Origin of the sequence: Pedobacter terrae, assembly GCF_036946585.1 — a bacterium.
GTDB lineage: Bacteria > Bacteroidota > Bacteroidia > Sphingobacteriales > Sphingobacteriaceae > Pedobacter > Pedobacter terrae_C.
The window spans coordinates 346,146-364,848 of the sequence record NZ_JAQIIV010000004.1; the positions used below are offsets into that span (position 1 = coordinate 346,146).

The 18,703-nt window shown below is 37.8% G+C and carries 16 protein-coding genes; 2 read left to right on the forward strand and 14 right to left on the reverse strand.

Features of this window, described 5'->3' with window-relative positions; translation table 11 throughout:
* Positions 1-5 precede the first annotated feature (5 nt).
* The 14 genes from PGN18_RS08715 to PGN18_RS08780 form a co-directional block, all read right to left on the reverse strand.
* The gene (locus PGN18_RS08715; protein ID WP_335319062.1) at positions 6-308 is read right to left on the reverse strand and encodes an ArsR/SmtB family transcription factor; all 303 of its coding nucleotides are present in this window, start codon (positions 306-308) and stop codon (positions 6-8) included.
* Between the two features lie 371 nt (positions 309-679).
* The gene (locus tag PGN18_RS08720) at positions 680-1,147 is read right to left on the reverse strand and encodes a hypothetical protein (protein ID WP_335319063.1); all 468 of its coding nucleotides are present in this window, start codon (positions 1,145-1,147) and stop codon (positions 680-682) included.
* A gap of 94 nt (positions 1,148-1,241) precedes the next feature.
* Positions 1,242-1,640: a winged helix-turn-helix transcriptional regulator gene (locus PGN18_RS08725; RefSeq protein WP_335319064.1), complete on the reverse strand. Its 399-nt coding sequence runs from the start codon at positions 1,638-1,640 to the stop codon at positions 1,242-1,244.
* Positions 1,641-1,748: 108 nt separating this feature from the next.
* On the reverse strand, positions 1,749-1,943 hold the full coding sequence (locus tag PGN18_RS08730) for a hypothetical protein (RefSeq protein ID WP_335319065.1): 195 nt from the start codon (positions 1,941-1,943) through the stop codon (positions 1,749-1,751).
* A gap of 113 nt (positions 1,944-2,056) precedes the next feature.
* Positions 2,057-2,281: a CDGSH iron-sulfur domain-containing protein gene (locus tag PGN18_RS08735; protein ID WP_293787416.1), complete on the reverse strand. Its 225-nt coding sequence runs from the start codon at positions 2,279-2,281 to the stop codon at positions 2,057-2,059.
* Between the two features lie 84 nt (positions 2,282-2,365).
* On the reverse strand, positions 2,366-3,049 hold the full coding sequence (locus PGN18_RS08740; RefSeq protein WP_335319066.1) for a GNAT family N-acetyltransferase: 684 nt from the start codon (positions 3,047-3,049) through the stop codon (positions 2,366-2,368).
* A 137-nt stretch (positions 3,050-3,186) separates the two neighbouring features.
* Positions 3,187-4,095 carry a S1 family peptidase gene (locus PGN18_RS08745; RefSeq protein WP_335319067.1) on the reverse strand — a complete coding sequence of 303 codons (909 nt, stop codon included), beginning with the start codon at positions 4,093-4,095 and terminating at the stop codon, positions 3,187-3,189.
* A 65-nt stretch (positions 4,096-4,160) separates the two neighbouring features.
* Positions 4,161-5,267 carry a thioredoxin family protein gene (locus PGN18_RS08750; RefSeq protein ID WP_335319068.1) on the reverse strand — a complete coding sequence of 369 codons (1,107 nt, stop codon included), beginning with the start codon at positions 5,265-5,267 and terminating at the stop codon, positions 4,161-4,163.
* Positions 5,264-6,634, reverse strand: a complete 1,371-nt coding sequence (locus PGN18_RS08755; RefSeq protein ID WP_335319069.1) for a TlpA family protein disulfide reductase — start codon at positions 6,632-6,634, stop codon at positions 5,264-5,266. Before PGN18_RS08755 ends, PGN18_RS08750 begins: the two co-directional genes overlap by 4 nt.
* Before the next feature lie 70 nt (positions 6,635-6,704).
* The gene (locus PGN18_RS08760) at positions 6,705-7,625 is read right to left on the reverse strand and encodes a hypothetical protein (RefSeq protein WP_335319070.1); all 921 of its coding nucleotides are present in this window, start codon (positions 7,623-7,625) and stop codon (positions 6,705-6,707) included.
* 10 nt (positions 7,626-7,635) lie between these two features.
* A complete protein-coding gene (locus PGN18_RS08765; RefSeq protein WP_335319071.1) occupies positions 7,636-9,219 on the reverse strand; it encodes a RagB/SusD family nutrient uptake outer membrane protein in 1,584 nt (527 codons plus the stop codon).
* 13 nt (positions 9,220-9,232) lie between these two features.
* Positions 9,233-12,907 (reverse strand): SusC/RagA family TonB-linked outer membrane protein, encoded by a 3,675-nt coding sequence (locus PGN18_RS08770; RefSeq protein ID WP_335319072.1) that lies wholly within the window; start codon positions 12,905-12,907, stop codon positions 9,233-9,235.
* A gap of 102 nt (positions 12,908-13,009) precedes the next feature.
* The gene (locus PGN18_RS08775; RefSeq protein ID WP_335319073.1) at positions 13,010-14,161 is read right to left on the reverse strand and encodes a FecR family protein; all 1,152 of its coding nucleotides are present in this window, start codon (positions 14,159-14,161) and stop codon (positions 13,010-13,012) included.
* Between the two features lie 73 nt (positions 14,162-14,234).
* Complete coding sequence (locus PGN18_RS08780) at positions 14,235-14,861, reverse strand: RNA polymerase sigma factor (protein ID WP_335319074.1); 627 nt, start codon at positions 14,859-14,861, stop codon at positions 14,235-14,237.
* Between the two features lie 520 nt (positions 14,862-15,381).
* Here PGN18_RS08780 and PGN18_RS08785 point away from each other — a divergent pair.
* The gene (locus PGN18_RS08785) at positions 15,382-17,307 is read left to right on the forward strand and encodes a tetratricopeptide repeat-containing sensor histidine kinase (RefSeq protein WP_335319075.1); all 1,926 of its coding nucleotides are present in this window, start codon (positions 15,382-15,384) and stop codon (positions 17,305-17,307) included.
* A gap of 12 nt (positions 17,308-17,319) precedes the next feature.
* Entirely contained in the window at positions 17,320-18,066 is a 747-nt protein-coding gene (locus tag PGN18_RS08790; protein WP_335319076.1) for a LytR/AlgR family response regulator transcription factor, read from the forward strand.
* Positions 18,067-18,703 lie beyond the last annotated feature (637 nt).

Genomic DNA, 18,703 nt, shown 5'->3' on the forward strand with positions numbered 1-18,703 from the left:
CTAAATTATAATTCGGTGTTAATGATATTGCTTAATTTTTTTAAGCCTTCTTTGTTGCGTTTGTAATAAGTCCACTGGCCCAGGCGTGTGGAGCTGATTAAATCAGCACGCTGTAAAATAGATAGGTATTCGGAAATGGTACTTTGTGATAAGCCACTCTTCATCTGGATCTGCCCGACGCAAACACCCACATTGTCAAAATCGGCATTTGGCTGTTCCGGAAAATGTAACTCAGGCTCTTTTAGCCAGGTTAAAATCTGTAAACGTGTTTTGTTGGAAAGGGCTTTAAATATTTCTACTTGATCCATGACGCAAATGTATATCGACTTTTCCCGATATACCAATTAAATGAATAAAGTTTACAATTGGATGTAAAACTTATGGGATGGTAAAGTGAATTGTGGAAGTTCTTTGAAAATTAGTAATTACATTAAGAAAGTTCATCATTCCCGCGCAGGCGGGAATCTTAATGAAACATAGCAACCATATAAAAGCTTACGATTCCCAATCAAGTTGGGAATGACGTATCGTCAGGATTTGTTTTTAGATTTTTAATCGGCAAAATACCAAAAAAGAACGGGGATAAATCATACCGACCTATCCCCGTCATCTAAATTAACGCTCTCATATATATAAACAACTAAAAAAGTGATTTATTGTATATGGTGTAAAATATTTTTTATTTTTTTGCTGCAGGCTTTTTTGCTGCCGCTTTTGTTTTCTTTTCAGCTACCGGAGCTCCTTCTGTTGCCTCATTTTTTTTCTTTGCAGGGATTTTAGCTTTTTTAACTTCTGCTGTAAACACTTCAGTTGTTTCTGCTTTCTTCTTAGCTGGAGTTTTTGCTTTTACTTCAGTTGCAGGTTCCTGAGCAACAGTTTCTTTTTTAGTATCAACTGCGCTGGAAGTATCATTTTGTTGCAGGTAGTTTGCCAGTACTTGTCTTAAATATACCTCTGGTTTAGGCATATTGATAATGGTTCCTGGTTCTTTATCCTGAGATTGTTTAATGTAAGCTGATTTAATTTTGCCCCAATCTTTAGAATAAAGTCTGATAAACATTTCTACAAATTGTTCGTCCGTATATTTTTTAGGCAACCTACCCAGCACTGCCTGAATTTTTTCTTCTTTTCTATGTAATACCGCCATGGATTTTATTTTCTACAAAGATAGCCGAATTTTATCATTATCGGTTTTTTGCTTTTTAGGTGAATGGATAATATAGAGAATTGGCTTTGGCATTCTATGTTAAAACCGTCATTTCTGCTGCGGACGATTCGGTTTTTCTATTCTTAACCAAGCGTTCGCGATGTTTTAGTCCCCATTCTCTTAATTCATTAATTACCCGATCAAGCGATTCGCTATAGGGGGTAAGTTCGTAAGTTACGGTAACAGGAGTGGTAGAAAATACCTTTCGTACCAGAAACTCATTTAATTCCAGGTCCTTAAGTTCTTTTGATAATATTTTGGGCGTAATTTCCCCAAGCGATTTTTGGATCTCATTAAATCGCTTAGGGCCATCTTGCAAAGCAATAATTAATGGAAACTTCCATTTCCCATTTAATACGTATAAGGCGTCTTTTACCGCATTTAAACTTGCTGTACAGGTTTCTTTATTACGATGTTGCTTTTTTGTTTCCATGGCGCAAAGATACAGGCTTTCATGATGATAGTGATATCTTTCTGGATATAAGTATCACTTGGATAGTTTTGGGTAATTTCAGGAAATAATAGCACTAAACTTCGATAATTATTTCTTCCAGCCTTTTTTCATTTTTTTATAGGCTTTTTTGCTGATTTTTGACTTTTTCTTAGATCTAGATTTGCCTTTTTTCTTTCGCGCATTAATGTTGTTTACTAACGAGTTTTTAACGCCTAATTTATTCTTTTTTTTGCCTTTCTTTTTATCCTTTTTCTTTTTGCTTTTTTTCTTCTCTTTTGCCATGATGTAAATTATTTATTCATTTAACACCAAATTGCATCAAAAGGTTCCGGTAAAAGGTGCCTAAAATAAAAAAGCACCAACCCTGGAAGATTGATGCTTTTTAATGCTGTTTATTAAACCTTTTTTGGTGGAAGGTCGAATGCAATGGCATCATGCTCAAAATGGCCTTTATGAGCACCATCGCAAAATGGTTTGTTTTTAGATAAACCACAACGACAGATCGAAACGACTTCTCTGCCTTGTAAGCCATAAGCATTACCGTTTCTATCTACTATTTCGAAATCACCCTCTATTTTAACAGAGCCATTATTGTTGATGGTAAGTTTTGTTTTTGACATGTATGTATTAGTTTGGAACAAAACTAAAGCATAAAAATGTTAATTTTTCAGCAGTTATCTATTTAGAAACATTCTCTTGTTGGCCTATGCATGTTTTTTGATCACATAGGCAATCATATCTGTTCTGATTTCAAAACCCAGTTTCTGGTAAAGTTTAATAGCGCCTTCATTATCATTTTTAACGTGTAGAAAAGGTATTTCCAAACGGAGTAATATTCTTTTAATCTGCTCTTGTAAAATCTTAAAAGCATAACCTTTGCCTAAATGATCAGGGTGTGTACAAACGGCACTCACTTCACGAAAGGGGCGCGGGAAAAACCGGTGGCCAGCCATGGCAGCCAGCTTACCTTCTACAAATATGCCAGTGTAATTACTTAGTTCAATGGTTCTGGAAAGAAATGGTCCTGGTTTGGTCAGCTCTACCAGATCGATCATTTCATCAACATGTTTTAAATCCAGTTCTGTTATCTCACTTGCATCTGGTGTGGGAATTTCTTTGCCACGGAAAATGAATTGAAACATGTCAATCTGAGTCAACAGTTTCCATTTTTTAGGTATTTCTACTGGTGTTTTGGAAAAAAATACGAAAAGACTTTCTGCCGGACTGATTTGATGGAGGGTATTTAGGTTCTCCTGCGAATTATCCTTCAAACCGGCAAAAGCTGTAATATCGTCAACATAATATTTTACCTCATCAGTTCCTTTTGAGATATAGCTATGCCCTGATGTTAGGGCATAATAAATGGGATTGTCCAATACGTGTTCCATCCGGCAAAGATATTAAATGCTTAATCAGACTGGGGTAAATTTCAGCGGATTGGCAGGCCCCATTTTTTTAAGATCAAAAAAATACCCGCGGTTTTTAATCGCGGGCATCTGAGCGTGCTGTTAATATTAAGCTAAATTTATTGATTTGATCCTGATCGAACCAGTTTCCATAGTGATTCCACAGGTACCGTATTTTTTACCACCATCTGTACACTGGGATTCATTTCACTATGCGTGTACATTTTTGTGTTAGAAACCGTTCCCACTACACGTCCATAAACATCCAATACCGGGCCACCGCTTGATCCAGTTGCATAATCTGCAGAAATAGCCATCATTTCCCTAAAAAAATGGGCATCATCCGGTCCAGCTTCTTCCATGTATTTATTTGTTACGTTACCCTGGCTGAAAAAATAATGCATTCCCTTTGGGTGTCCGAGTACAAAAACCTGGTCGCCAACATTTGCAGATTTTGCTAGCGGAAGAGCAGGCAACATATCGCCATTGGTTTCCAGTTGTAAAATGGCCAAATCATTTTCTTTGGATGCCGATAATATGGATTTAATTGCATAAACATGACCACTTGCCAAGCGTACCGTAAATGCAACAGGTTTAAAGCCATCATGCATATCTGCATAAGTATTCACTACGTGATAGTTGGTTACCACAATTCCTTTGTTATCAATTACATAACCTGTTGATTCGCTCAAGTGTGTATTTGAACACTTTGGACAAAGATAGGAGCAGCCAACAATCAGGGTAGATTTTTTGGCCAATTCGTACAATGCATTCGGACTTAATTCCTTTTTTGTATCTTTTGCTAAATTAGCTTCTATCTTGATAGAAGGTGTTTTCAATACCTCCAAGGCAGCGGCTGCGGTTACAGATTTTGTTTTTTTTAATAAAGAATCTACACTTTTTTGGTAATCAGCTAAAATCTTTTGGTCGTTGGTAAAATCCTGTGCAGTTGCAGAGTGTGCTATGAGGAATAGGCCAAACAGCAATACAATCAATTGCGTTTCTTTTTTTATTCTAAATAGATTCATCGGATATTTTAATAAGTCCGGCCAACTCAATATTGGCCGGACAGGTAAAGCAATTTTTTGTTAGCCTATTTACCAGCTGTGTTCATCACGCGTTCAGCTTTATACTGATAATCTTTAGCCTCTTTTTCATAAATCTTTGCTACGCCACTGAAATATTCTTTGATTGCAATTTTTTGCGCATTATTGGCTTTATCCATTTTCTTCATTAAAATGCCATCCAAAATCCCTTTGAATACATCCGTGTTTGGAATGAGCGCGATGTTGCGTTTATAGTAGGCAATTAAGCCATCCAAATCCTGATTAGCTACATAAAGCGCAATTCGGCACATATGTGATTCAGGTTTGTCTTGACGTAACTTCAGCAATGCTACGGTGTAGGCAATGTCTTCCACCTCTTTAGGGGTATAGTAAATATTGTATTTGGCACCGGTTTCACTGGCAATTTGGTACATATCTTTTCGTATTTTATCGAATATGATCCTGTTCGTTACTTCCGTGCCCCAGTATGCATCTATATTAGATTTCTCTAACATCAGCTTTCTGAAGAAAGGACTACCAAACTTGGTGATGCCAAAAGCCAACTCAAGATAATCTTTACTGAACCGTTCAAAATCCTGTGCATTGTCGAAAAGTTCTTCAAGGACCGGAGAAGGATCTTTCGAACTTTGATAAAGTGCCAACGCGTAAGGAAATCCTGTTTGCATGTTTTTGCTTTCTTCATAAGCGGCTTTTAAACCCGCTAAGGAGTTTTTAGGATCTAATGCACTTTTTACCTTTTCTATAAATTCTTCAGCGGTGGCCTTACCTACCACCCGGTTGATTTCCTGACCCTGAGCGTTCAAAATCAGGAAGGTTGGATATGCCGTTACTTTATATTTCTTGCCAATTTCCAATCCTTCACCCTTTTCCATGTCGAACTTGATAGACACAAATTTAGGATTAAAATAGTCGCCAGCTACTTTTTTGGGAAATTCTTGTTGAGACATTTCCAAGCATGGAATACACCAGGTAGTATAGCAGTCTACTAAAATCAATTTTGGTTCAGCCGGATTTCCTGCCTTTCCCATGGCTACAGCAAGACTGGTCGTTTCGAAATTTATTCCCTGAGCAGATGTAGATTTCCAGCCTAATGCGCTTAGGCAAACGATGGTCAAAATAATTAACTTTCTCATTTTGTTGTTGATTTTTCTCCTTTTAGCGTAGATTCAATAAGGGTTTTCAATTTAGCGTCAGTAGGGCGGGGAGCATCGATGTTTACCGTTTTTCCATTCTGATCAAATAAAATAAATCTAGGGATTTCTGTTACTTCATAGTCGTTAACAACCGATCCTTTGTTGTTAGTGAATAAGTGTAAACCCGATAATTTCTTCTCCTCCACCATTTTTTGCCATTTGGCTTTATCTGTATCAATGGAAAGGCTAATAAACACAACATCTTTACCTTCGAAAGATTTTTCGAGCTCTTCAAGCGCAGGTTGTTCCTTCAGGCAGGGTGCACACCAGGTAGCCCAAACGTCGATCAAAACCACTTTGCCTAGGTTTTCTGACAATTTGTGCATTTTGCCGCTCGCGTCAGGATAAGAAAAGTCAATCCAATCCCCACCAGGTTGTTGCATACGGGCTCTTTTCAACATGGCTTTCATTTTGTCGCGCTGTTGATTGGTTTGCATATACTGCTCATTACGTTCGAGGTAGTTAACAAAGTTCATATTTGCACCTCTTTCTGCCTGTGCCACAATAAATTTAGCTTTCAGCTCTTTATTAGAAATTTCGGGGATAAGAAAATCTGCAGCCATTCCTTGTTTAGAATTGTAGATGATATGTTTCACAAAGGCGAAATAAAGCATATAATGATAACCCATAGGCAAGCTCCAGATATTCGAATCGGTCCATTTTTCATTATTATAAAATTTTACCAGGCTTTCCGGATATTCATCTTTCTTTCCAATGTTTAAACCGGAAGCGGTAGGAATAACTACATCATATTTATAACTATAAGTTAAAAAATATTTGGCCTGCTTATCGAAGGCTGAGTTTCCGGTATTGATATTTTTAATGAACTCCTCAACCGGTACTTTCAACGAGTCGATAATTTTAAGATAACCGGCAGAGGGTAGCCTGTAACCATCTTTGGTATAACCATAATTTCTTAATGGCTTAATCATTTTATACCAATCAGCAAATACCTGGTTTTCTTTGTTCACACTGCCCGAATAAACAATTTGTCCGTCACCAGCGTCTACATTCAGTTCCTCGCCAGCTTTCAGATAAACCGCATATTGCTCATCAAATACCCCTACATAACGGATGGTATTCAGATCTTCCTTTTTTACTTCTCCACGAAAGACTTGGTCTTGCCTACTTTTCACCATAGGGAGGATAACCTCAATCTCACCATCCTGGGGCTTTGAGAAGAAAACTTCCTGTGTTTCCCTGCCATTTGGTAAAAGCTTGTGAAATTTTCCTTTGATGACAGCCGTTTGTGCCCACGACGATGCAGAGATTGCCAACATCGCAGAAAAAATTAGTGTTTTTTTCATTTTAGTTTGTACTTGTTTATAAGTTGGCAAGATTAAAGTACCAGCCAACGGTTATTTGTTTTTTGATTAGTTATTTTATCCCTACATCGTTTAAAATCTGGCGGATATAGCCATACTTAAGGAGGATATTAGGATTGGCAGCGTATTTTTGTTTGAACTGAGTATCTGTATTTACCATAGCGGCTTCGATATACATACTCACATCCAGCCAGGTAGATATGGGCGAGGAGGTCGAGATCCTGGCATCTGGTCCAAGAAAGCCGATGGCCTGTAAAGTGATCGGAGTTCCGGACGGTAAGCCGGTAACATTGGTGGCATTTAAGAAATAAGTAGCTAGTCCATACGCGTCTCGGGTGGTTACCAACTTCCGTGATACTGCATAGAACTTATCCAGAATACCCGCATATTTATTATCCAATACTGAATTGGTAAGCATTGACCTTAATATCGCGGCTTTATAATCAGCCTTGGTTGCAGCGCTCATGGTGGAGATTTTTGAAACCTGTGCAATTACGACGGTGTTAAATCCTTTATAAGCATAGGTTCCGAAAGCATTGGTACTCATGTTTTCAACCAAAAGTATACTTGGCACATGGATGTTGCCTTTTATCACAGGTATGATATCATTTCTTAAAAATGTTAGCGCATTTGGCACATCTGCTTTATTGCAATAAGTAAATGATTGCACTACAGGAGGTGGCCCGCTTTGTATGCCACCCAGCGAATAGCTCAGTGATAAAACTTCGTAGTAGGTATAACTTTTACCAAAAACATCCATACGCTGTTGCGAGCCAATAGTATCATTAACAAATACAGGTATACCTGTTTCTTTATAAAACTGGAAATTTGCATGAATAGCTGGATCATTGGGGTTATCTTCCATCGCCAACCAGTTTTTATCATAATCCGGTAGCTCGGTGAATGGTTCTTTTCTGCAGGAAAGCATCATAAGCGTACAGCATACTGCCGTCACAAATAAAATATTTTTCATATTGATCAAGTTAAGGTTGAATATTACGGACACTGCGAATGGGATTGGTTAATGATCCCCTGTTAAATTCTATAGCGTAATTTGGAATCGGTACTTGCCAGCTTGCGGCATCCTGGGCAATTGAATTTAAAACATAATTGCCTGCACGGGTGTAAGTATTCGTTTGCGCATCATAATCATAAGTAGGGTGTTTAATCGCAAAACCTGACCCAAGCGGATACTTTGAATTTACTTCGTACCGCCTCAAATCGAACCAGCGATGGCCCTCAAAGCAAAATTCCCGCCTACGTTCCTCCCGGATAAAATTAACCAATGCCTGGTTAGATGCAGGTTGCGGGCTACCTCCATTATTGTTAAAGCGCATGGTCTGCAGTTTTTGAATTTCGCTCCATGCTTCACCATCAGCACCGAGCATGGCCTGCGCTTCTGCACGGTTGAGCAACATTTCCGGTAAACGGAAGGAAAAGATACAAGATATTTGCTCAGGATCATTGTAAGTTGACCAGGTACGCCATTTAGCTGGAAGATATGCTTTGCTTTTTGCTGATAGCATGAAGCAGGCGTTCAAGCGCAGATCGTTAGCGCTAAAGCTTTGTATCAGATTATCAGAAGCTTTAAAGCTAGATGCCAGACGATTCACAGGTGAATAAGAGGCTAAAGAATCATTAGGAAAAACGGCAGGAATTGAATTTGTACCCATGGTGAATATGGTTTCTGTAGAACTGCGGTAGGTAAAGTTACTCTTTGCTACATAACGCTTTAAATCAGTGATACTGTAACCCATATTGTCATACCCGTTAGTTACTTGCAATACCTTATCATATTGTTCTGTAAACAGATATACCCGGCTTTGTAAACATTTAACAGCCGCAATACCTACCCTGATTTTACTTGCAGGGTTGTAGCCTTGAAGCAAATCTGAAGCTTGATTAAGATCTGCTTCAATCTGTTTATAGATGGTTTCGTTATCGGTTCTTTTAAAATAGATATCTTCAACTTTTTCCGAAATCTTTAGTGGTATACCTTCATCTGTTGAAGCAGTTGCCTTACGGTAAGGAGATCCGTAGATATTTTGCAGTAAGAAATAGTAATAAGCACGAAGAAAATAGGCTTCCCCACGTAAACGCTGCAGATTTACATCGGTTGGGTTTTTTGCCGCAATTTCCGAAGCCTGATAAATTAATGCATTAACGGCACCAATACGTTTATAAACTTTTTTCCACATCACATCGGTCCAGGCAAATCCTAAAATATTAATTGCCGGGTTCTGCCCCCAGTTGTGAAAGCCAGAAAGCATGTAAAGTGGAGTAGACTGGTCTCTGTCAGCAGTTCCGAGTACAAATGTCTCGCTATCATCATCCATCACATGGAGCCATGGCGCAGAGAAATCGGTCTCTGAAGTAATATTGCCCATGGTTGCTGGATTATAGAAAGATAAACTGTATACATTATTCATGAAAGCCTCACCAATCATTACCTTATTCAGGTCATCGGTGGTTTCCAGGTATTTTTGATCTGTTGAATATTCTTCCAAAAACTTGCTGCACGAGCTCAGGAGTATTAGGCAGGTTAACAGGGTTAAAAGATATTTCATAGCTGGTTTTCTTTTAAAATGAAACATTAAGACTTGCGGTATAGGTAGGTCTGACGGATAGATTGATGTTTGGTGTAGCGCCTGATTGAGTTGGATCTTGCCCTTTTAACATTTTACTGCTAAGCGTGAATAAGTTGGTGCCGGTGAGGGCAACATAGGCCGAACTCAGTTTGAGCTTACGCATTAAAGATTCTGAAAAATTGTACCGGAAAGATGCCGATTGTAGCTTTAGGTAATCTCCACTTACCAATCTCACATCGGAATTATCGTACATCTCATAAGCACTGCCACCCAGTTGAAGGCTACTTACAGGATAGTTTGACCACCATGGATTAATAACATTCGTAGATACCTGAAGACCTGGGATGTTGGTGTAAGTTTCATCACCCGGTCTGCGCCACCGGTACACAAATTCCTTACGTAAATTTTGCTGCGGATAGGCGCTGGTAGTTGCATAACCTGAAGCGATTTTCATCAATCGGATTTTGTTTCCTAAAGAATAGGTGAGGTTAAATGATAAGCCAAAATTCCTGTATCCGAAGTAGTTTGATAAACCACCCTGAATATAAGGTTCGCGACGGCCGGATTCACTCATGATTTCCATGTAAACATCTTGCCTGTCCATATTTAAATATCGTTTTTGATACTCTTCAGAATTTTCACTCTCTAAACCATAAAAAATTGGGGAACCATCAACAGGACTTAAACTTTTGAATTTGTAAGAATAAAAGGTATTAATTGGTTTGCCTGCCAGCTGAACATTACCGCTCAGGTAATTGGAATAATTGATATTGTCAATAAGAACATTGTTTCTATTATTGATAGCCTGGTTAATAATTTTATTCAGCACCTGTCCCAATTGCGGATCAAACCGCCAAACAAAACCGCGTTTAGACTGATTCATACCCACATTGTTAATGGCTGTAACGCTTAAGGCCACTTCTATCCCCTTGTTTTCTATGGTTCCGCTATTAATGACGTAAGTTTGCACACCATTAATTTCTGATACTGTTTTATTCAGAAATGCATCCTGAGTTCTTTTATAGAAATAACCTACAGATCCGGTTACTTTATTGCCAAACAAGGCAAAATCTAAGGCGATATTGGATGATGAGGTACGTTCCCATCTTAGATCCGGATTTGGGAAATTGGAAATGTTTGCAGACGTAGAATTGTAATACGGATCAGTTGAAGCATTTTGTCTGATAATCATATACGGTGTCTGGCCTGGAAGCATATTGCCCTGCCATCCCCACGACGCTTTTAGGGCTAAATCACTTATCCATGATGCATTTCTGGCTACATCTTCTCTCATATTCCACCTACCAGAAAAAGCGTAAATAGGTAACAATTTATTATTTGAACGCGTTCCAAAAAGGTTAGATTGTTCACCGCGAATATGAAAATTGAAGATATATTTATCACGGTAAGAATACCCGGTTGTACCATACCATGCAAATTCGTTAGTAAGCTGACGGTTGAATGATCCTAAAGCAGCCTTGGTAGACATCCATTGGCTATAATAGCCCGAGTAAGTAGTAGGTACAATGTCAAAGTAGCCGCCCATTTCCGGGAAATATCCTCTTCTTGTAATGTCAAAGCCATTATACTCATTTGATTTGATTTCCGTACCTCCTGAAATGGTAAGAGAGTGCCTGTTTTCTGCGCCGAAGGTTGTGGCATAGTTGGCCTGCAAGCGGCCCGTATAGTTGTTGTTACGAACCTCTTTTTTTGTCCATTCACCTCCAACTGGCGCCTTATCATTCCTTAAACTATAGTCCTCGTGTAGTTTGGCGATGTAATAAGAATCTTTTGTATAATAAATTTGCTGATCATTATTACTAATGGCATAGGCAAAGGTTCCTTCCATATTAAACTTCGGAGTGATTTTTAACCTTAATAATGCCTTTAAATTGCTTGAAATGAGATCGGTATGATCAGCGCTATATTCTTTATCCTTGAGGATGTTGTAATTAAAGAGCTGACCAGTTGTTGTGGTAACCGGATAGTAAAAATAACTCCCGTCAGGATTATAAGCAGGCAAAGTTCTGCTGGTGTTATAGGCATAGTTCATGATACCCAAATCAGCTGGAGAATAATTCCTGGAAGAGTAGTTCCCTGCAAAACTTACCTGCGCCAGGAAATTATCATAATCGGCAGTTACGTTGACAACTGAAGAATACCGTTTATTGTATTCGCCTTTAATGGTTCCGTTTTCGTTCAAATAACCCAAAGAAGAATAGAATTTTATACGATTAGAACCGCCTGAAAGCGTTAGGGTGTGGCTTTGAGAGTAAGAATCCTGAGTAATCAAACCTAACCAATCTGTATTTACGCCGGCATAGTAATCTTTCCGGCGTTTAAATTCATCATAACTGATGGTTCCTTTATAATATTGCTGAAGCGCATCTTCATAGCCAGAAAACTGGGTTACATTGTTGTATTGCATCCTTCTTTCTACCATTTCCTGCGAAACATCCATGCGTTCTTCAGAATTCATCATGTTCATGTTTCGGTCTGAATAGCGTGGACGCCTGTTGAAAGTGACATTAGTTGAATAAGAAATGGTTGGTTTACCAGGCCTGCCTTTTTTAGTCGTAATAACAATTACACCATTTCCTGCCTTGGCCCCATATAAAGCGGTAGCAGAAGCATCTTTAAGTACATCAATCTGATCAATGTCTTCAGGGTTTAGTCCTGCAATGGCGTTACCTAACAGGTTTACAAAATCTAAATCATTAATGGATTGTGGATTGACATTTACAGGATCCTGAAGCACAATGCCATCCAGTACCCATAGTGGCTCACGGTTACCTAAAATAGTAGATGTTCCACGGATTCTTAGTTTAGGTGCTGCCCCAACCTGCCCTGAGTTTTGCATAAAAACCAGTCCAGGTATTCTGCCTTCCAGTAATTTATCAATGGTATTTACACCGGGTGTAAGAAGCTCTTCCATTTTTTTGCTTTCCACGGCACTGGTTAGCTGACGGCTATCAATTTGCTCATACCCCGTGTTTACCAAAATGTCTTTTAGTTCGGATGCAGATATTTTAAGTGAAACCACACGTGCCCGTTGGGCTGGAATTTCCAAATGATAGTAACCTAAATGATTAATTTCAAGCATGCTGTTTGCATATTGAGCAGGAACAGTAAAATGACCGCTTTTGTCGGTTTGGGTAGAAAACCTGGTGCCCTTCACCCTTACGGTAACACCATCCATCGGTTTACCATATTCATTGGTAACACTTCCATTTACCGGACCATCCAGAACACTATTAGTAGCTTCTTTAGTTATGCCCGCTTTCTTTTCAGTGATAATGATAATCCGGTCTTTGATTTCATAATCGAGATCCTGACCTGTAAAAAGCTTTTTTAGTGCACTATTGAGTGGTTCTTTAACGAGTTTTATGGTAACCGGTTTTGCTTTTTTAAGGATGAGGTCGTTATAGGTAAAATCATACCTGGTTTGCTTTCTTATTTCTGTTGTAGCCCTGATGATTGTGGCGTTCTTGAGATCAAGCGTTACGGTTTGTGCATACAACCGATTCGAAAATGACAGCGCAATTAAAAAAAACAAAATGATAATCCATCGGAAAGATAATAGTGAATTCGTTTCAGCAGCTTCGCCATTGATTTTATGACCGGACATACGCCCGCTATACTCCTTAAAAAAAAGGAAATCGTTCATATTGTGATTAGTTTGTTGGTTATTGGTTGTTGATTGGTTTGGTAGATATGAGGCGATGGTATAGGTTAGTTTTGTCCTCACCACTTTTGCCGACTGGTAAAATTATTTCATCAGTTTTACCCTCCTTCCTTCAATATCAAATTTTAAATTGGTAATTTTTTCAAGCGCTGAAAGTACTGTAGATAACGGTTTGTCGCGTTGAATGGAGGCGTGGATTTGGATATCCTCAGGTATACCACTGTAATCGATGTCCAGATTATACCAACGCTCAATCTGGCGAAGCACTGCCGTAAGCGGTGTAGCCGTAAAAATAAATTCTCCATCTTTCCATGCTGTATTTGCGCTTACATCTACAGGCGAAATTTGAAAAGCATTCCGGTTTAATACAGCTTGTTCTCCAGGACTTAAATATGCCGGTTTTGATATGTTAGGGCCATTGAGTTGCACCCGGCCATGAACAAGCGTGGTTACCGTTACCCCTTCATTTTCATAGGAATTAACATTAAAGGCTGTTCCCAAAACTTTTATTTCCTGCGTTTGGGTCTTTACAATAAAAGGTTTTTGAGCATTATGGGCCACTTCGAAATAAGCCTCACCTATAACCATAACCCTTCTTTCTTTTCCTGAAAATGCACTTGGATAAGATATAGACGAGGCCGCGTTCAACCATACTTTGGTGCCATCTGCTAAAGTAAGTCGGTATTGCCCGCCTTTTGGTGTACTTAAAGTAAAATCTTGAATTTGCTCTTCCTTTTCAAGCAATGCTCCATCTTTATAGCGGATCGCGTTTTTATCAGCAATAATTTCCTGTTTACTGCCTTCTAACTGATATATTTTTCCATTAGCCGCCTGTAGCGTTGCCCGATGAGTACCAGGAAGGATGTCATGTGCAATATCTTTTTGAACAGCATCTTTAGGATAAATGGATTTGTAAACGAAAATGGAGGTGAATAAAATAATCAGGATAGCTGCTGCGGCTGCAGCATATTGTAAAGAAGAAAACAATTTCCGCTGTTTAGGCTGAACCTTTTCTATTTCCTGAGCGATTTCATTCCAGACTAAATCGCCGATAGCTTTAGATTTTGGATGAACCGAGTGAGATGTTGAATCAAAATATCCATTAACTACCTCATCAAACTGTACCTCATCTTGATTATTCTGAAGATGCTGGTTAAGCTCGGTCAATTCATCTTTTGTGATGACATTGTTTAGGTACTGATCAAATAAGAACTTAATTCTGTTTGGTTCGCTCATGGTAAACTAGGGAAAAATTATCCCTTTTAAATAGAATACACATGAAAAATAAAAAATAGCACCTCTTGTTAAATTATTTTTTTAGTATGCTGGGCAGCAGAAGAATAAAAAGCTCAAATGACCTTGATTTTAGTATTGCTTTTAAGTGTTTGTTGGCTTTTTGAATGTGATGATTAATAGCAGAAAGGCTGATATTCAGTTTTTCACTGATTTCCTGATAACTAAGCCCTTCTAGTTTATGTAAGGTGTAAACTTCCCGCTGCCTTTCAGTGAGCTGATCCATAGCCTGATCTAAAATGACCTTGGCCTGTTCAGCATCTTCATCATCTTCCATGGGATGGTAAACTTCTTCCTGGCCTATCTCATGGCGCATAAGCTGGTCATAAACATTTTTTCGGATCGCATTTTTTGATAGGTTTGTCGCAATCTTATAAAGGAATGCACCAAAACTGAGTTCAGAATCGATCATTTCGCGATTGATCCAGATCTTTAGAAATACATCTTGTAGGATATCTTGAGCTAATTCTTCAGATTTTAACAGATAAATCAATTTACTGACAAGTCTACCCGAATAGATCTCATATAACTGTTTAAAGGCGATCTTATCGCCGCACTTTAATCTAGTTAATAATTCCTTTTCGGCAGTAATGGGTATAGACTTCACTTCGCCATAGTCATTTAGTTTTACTAATTTATACAAAAACTGACTCGCGGCAATATTTTTTCGAATAAAGTCACTTCTTAATCGTTAAATTTCTGAAAAATCATTAAGATCTCTTAATCTTTTTGACTTCTTGTGTGTCTTCTTTGATAAGTTGATTAAAAAAGGAATTAACAAGGCATTACTAAAATGATAGTTTCTTAAGCTAGCATTTGGCCGCTTTTTGAAAAGCAAAAATGCTCAGTATTTGCGGCTCATCTGCCGATAATTTGTAAATTCCATTCCATATTTGAATTATTTTGCCTGAAATTTGGTTAGGGCATTTATCATTAGCTTTTATTTTCCTTAAAGAAATGGTGATGGTGTAGATTTAAGAGTAACAATTTTCCTTTCAGCTATAGCCTGATCTTCAGCTTTTAGCCTTATCGAATAATTAACTTTTACCAACGGATATAACCTCAAAGTTCCCGAATATCGATATAGGTTTTTTAGCTAAGCTTCCGATTAATATATTTAAGCTTTAATTCTAGGAGAAATACTCAACTATTTATCAAGCAACATGAATCTTTTTTTACGATGCCAATTTGTGCCTGTTTTTATGCTTTCCATGTTCTGCCTGGTTTCGTGCAAGCAAAAGCCAGAGAGAATTGATAATGGTAAATCGGTATCGGTTCAAAGGAAATCTACAGCTGATATGATCTCATTTATTGTTTCATTAGACACACTCGCAGGATCTAAAAAGCTAAAGCCAGTCATCAATAAACAAGATAGTATACAATCTTTAATGCCGGAAAAAGAAAAAAATCCTTTTTACCATTATTTTAGGGCAAGAAAATTTTCCCTTGCAAAGAAAAAGGATAGCGCGCTTGCTGCTTATCAACGCATGAAAGGATACCGTAAAAATGATGATATTGAATTGTTAAAAGAAAATACAATTATTTTGTTTACCATAGCCAACGGATCAATGGTGGAAGCTCAGCTTATGAACCGGATACTATCGGGTTTAAAAGCCGCTGAAACGCAGAAAAGCTGTTTAACCTACCGTTATTATGACTTAATCGCACAAGCCTATTATCAAAACAATAACGAACAGAAATCATTGGAATACGCAGCGAAGTATTTTGCTGCCCATCCTTATAAAAATCATCCCGTTATTAAACAACGGTATTTTGATATCTCGTTTTTACTGGCTTCGAGGCTTGGCGATTTAAACAAAATGTTATATTATAACAATCAGGCGCGCATACTAGCTGTAAACATCAAAGATAGCCTCGCATTGGCCCGCACCTACGATAATCAGGCGCAGATTTACAGTAAACAGAGGAAAACTGGAAAGGCACTTGACTATAGTCGCATATATTTTGGTTTCCTGAAAAAAACGGATAACCTGAATGATATTGCGTACAATAATCTGGCTACTGCATTTATACAAAATAATCAGCCAGATTCGGCTATTTTTTATTACCGTGCTGGGATGGAAATGGAAAAAAGAGATCCTTCTGGGAAGCGCAAAACTACTCCCTATATGGGTCTGATTGATGCATATAAGTTTAAAGGCGATTACAAATCGGCGCTGGCAGCTTCCGATTCCCTTTATAAAACTGAAATCAGGAATAATAAAGCTATAGAGGCAGCAAAAATAGCTGAACTGCACGAAAAATACGAAGTAGAAAAGAAAGACCGAAGTATCGACGAGCTTAACAGCCGCAATAAACTAAATGAAAAATTGATCAATCAACAGCGCTGGTTACTGTTCATGGTATTGGTCATCTCCCTGGCTGCTGTGTCGCTGTTTATTATCAGTTATCACCAACTTCGATTAAAGGATAAGAACAAGCTTCTAGCAGCCGATAATCAGCGTCTGATTATGGAACAAAAACTTCTTCAGGTACAACTTAATCCACATTTTATATTTAATGCCATTTCCAATTTGCAAGGTCTGATTTCATCGGGCAATACGTCTGAATCTGTCAGGTATTTAAAATCCTTTTCTGGTTTACTAAGATCAATCCTTGAACAAAACAGGAAGGATTTTATCTCTATTGATGAAGAAATAGCTTCGTTAAATAATTATCTCTTATTACAGCAAATGCGTTATGCCGATACTTTCACCTATCGAATCTCGGTTTCTGAAGAGATTGATGCACAGGCCATACTTATTCCGCCCATGCTTATCCAGCCTTTCGTTGAAAACTCGATAGAACATGGATTCAGGAACATCCCTTACGAAGGGCTTCTTAAAATTTCATTTGAACAACAGGCCAATCAACTCGAAATAACGATAGATGACAATGGCTGTGGTTTGGGCAATAAGGCATCTGGCAATCAGCAAAAACAATCTTTGGCACAAACCATCCTGGCCGAGCGGTTTGAAGCAATTTTTTGCCGTTATAGCCAAAATGCCAGTTTTACGCTTAACGACAAAAAAGATACTGGTGAAATTGGTGTGCTGGTAAAAATCAATATTCCAATTATCAACGATTAATTTACATCTAATATGAAACTTTATATACTGGAAGACGAACCGCGTATCCTGCAACATATTCTACAGATTGTAAGCTGGATCGATTATGTGCAGGTGGTGGGCTCTGCTGCTGAAATCGCAACCGCTGCCTCAGAAATACCTGTTTTAAAACCTGAAATTATTCTTGCTGATATCAGACTAAAGGACGGTGATAGCTTTAAACTTTTTGAACAGATTGGAGTAGCGGATTTCCAGGTCATTTTTTTAACCGCCTATGATCAATATGCAATACAGGCACTAAATCTTGGTGCTTTTGGTTACCTGCTTAAACCGGTTGATGAAGAATCGCTAACTTCTGCAATTAATAAATGTTTTCATCACCGTAAACAGGATGTATTTGACCAGCAACAATTAAGCATTGCCAAAGAACATTATCTTTCCCAAGGCTTATCAGCCAATAAGCGCATTGCACTTAAAACACTCGAATATATTGAGGTAGTTGCTATAGAAAATATTATGTTTTGCAAAGGCGATAAAGGCTATACCACTTTTGTGATCAACGGATCAAACGACATACTGGTATCAAAAGGATTGAAAGATTATGAAGGGCTGCTATCTCCCTTTGGTTTTCTAAGATGTCATCAATCCTACCTAGTTAATTTCGCTTACGTTAAAAAATATTTCAGAGAAGGTTATCTTCAGATGGAAAACGGAGAGAAAATTCAGGTTTCCAGTAGAAAGAAAGAAGAGGTATTAAAGTATCTGGAGAATATCGCTTAAGCTCACCTAGGCAAAAAAAATAAATTTTAAGCAAAACGTATAGCACACTTAAATGGCTTATCACATACTCACTGCGCACTCATCACGATAGTACTACGCATCAAACTGCAAGGTATATCTCGCCTACGAAATACTGCGGATACTGGTTAATATAAGCCCTTTCTTATTTTTTCTCAGTTTAAAGATCTTAGTAACCAACAATTTACCCGTTAAAGTTTAAATTTCTATACGCTGTTAAACTTGTAGTATCTGTATGTGAAGTAGTCTAACTTATAAACAAATCCTATCCTTCCAAAATGTCTAGTAAAGAGTTATAATGATGTAATTATTTCATAATGTATTTTTAATAATACAATTAATGTATTTTAAAATTTTTATTTGTGTAATTTTTAAATATATTTAATATGTATTTTTTTTATTAAGTAAAAGTACTTATATATGTATAATTAAATCCATCTTATAACCCTCAAATCGCTCATCAAAATGAAAAACGCTCCTCTATCAGTTATCCCTATTATTCTGCTTTAGCTGCATATCGCTAAATACCAGTTAATTAATTTTATCATTATTAATGTCATGCCCTATCATCGAAGGTATGCAATAACAGGATATCGTTTGTTCAGCATTAATATTTTAA

Coding starts and splice junctions, on each gene's coding strand:
- PGN18_RS08785 (WP_335319075.1), top strand. CDS start 15,382: ATGAATCTTTTTTTACGATGCCAATTTGTGCCTGTTTTTATGCTTTCC.
- PGN18_RS08720 (WP_335319063.1), bottom strand. CDS start 1,147: ATGGCGGTATTACATAGAAAAGAAGAAAAAATTCAGGCAGTGCTGGGT.
- PGN18_RS08740 (WP_335319066.1), bottom strand. CDS start 3,049: ATGGAACACGTATTGGACAATCCCATTTATTATGCCCTAACATCAGGG.
- PGN18_RS08760 (WP_335319070.1), bottom strand. CDS start 7,625: ATGAAAAATATTTTATTTGTGACGGCAGTATGCTGTACGCTTATGATG.
- PGN18_RS08730 (WP_335319065.1), bottom strand. CDS start 1,943: ATGGCAAAAGAGAAGAAAAAAAGCAAAAAGAAAAAGGATAAAAAGAAA.
- PGN18_RS08770 (WP_335319072.1), bottom strand. CDS start 12,907: ATGAACGATTTCCTTTTTTTTAAGGAGTATAGCGGGCGTATGTCCGGT.
- PGN18_RS08790 (WP_335319076.1), top strand. CDS start 17,320: ATGAAACTTTATATACTGGAAGACGAACCGCGTATCCTGCAACATATT.
- PGN18_RS08745 (WP_335319067.1), bottom strand. CDS start 4,095: ATGAATCTATTTAGAATAAAAAAAGAAACGCAATTGATTGTATTGCTG.
- PGN18_RS08765 (WP_335319071.1), bottom strand. CDS start 9,219: ATGAAATATCTTTTAACCCTGTTAACCTGCCTAATACTCCTGAGCTCG.
- PGN18_RS08725 (WP_335319064.1), bottom strand. CDS start 1,640: ATGGAAACAAAAAAGCAACATCGTAATAAAGAAACCTGTACAGCAAGT.
- PGN18_RS08775 (WP_335319073.1), bottom strand. CDS start 14,161: ATGAGCGAACCAAACAGAATTAAGTTCTTATTTGATCAGTACCTAAAC.
- PGN18_RS08735 (WP_293787416.1), bottom strand. CDS start 2,281: ATGTCAAAAACAAAACTTACCATCAACAATAATGGCTCTGTTAAAATA.
- PGN18_RS08715 (WP_335319062.1), bottom strand. CDS start 308: ATGGATCAAGTAGAAATATTTAAAGCCCTTTCCAACAAAACACGTTTA.
- PGN18_RS08755 (WP_335319069.1), bottom strand. CDS start 6,634: ATGAAAAAAACACTAATTTTTTCTGCGATGTTGGCAATCTCTGCATCG.
- PGN18_RS08750 (WP_335319068.1), bottom strand. CDS start 5,267: ATGAGAAAGTTAATTATTTTGACCATCGTTTGCCTAAGCGCATTAGGC.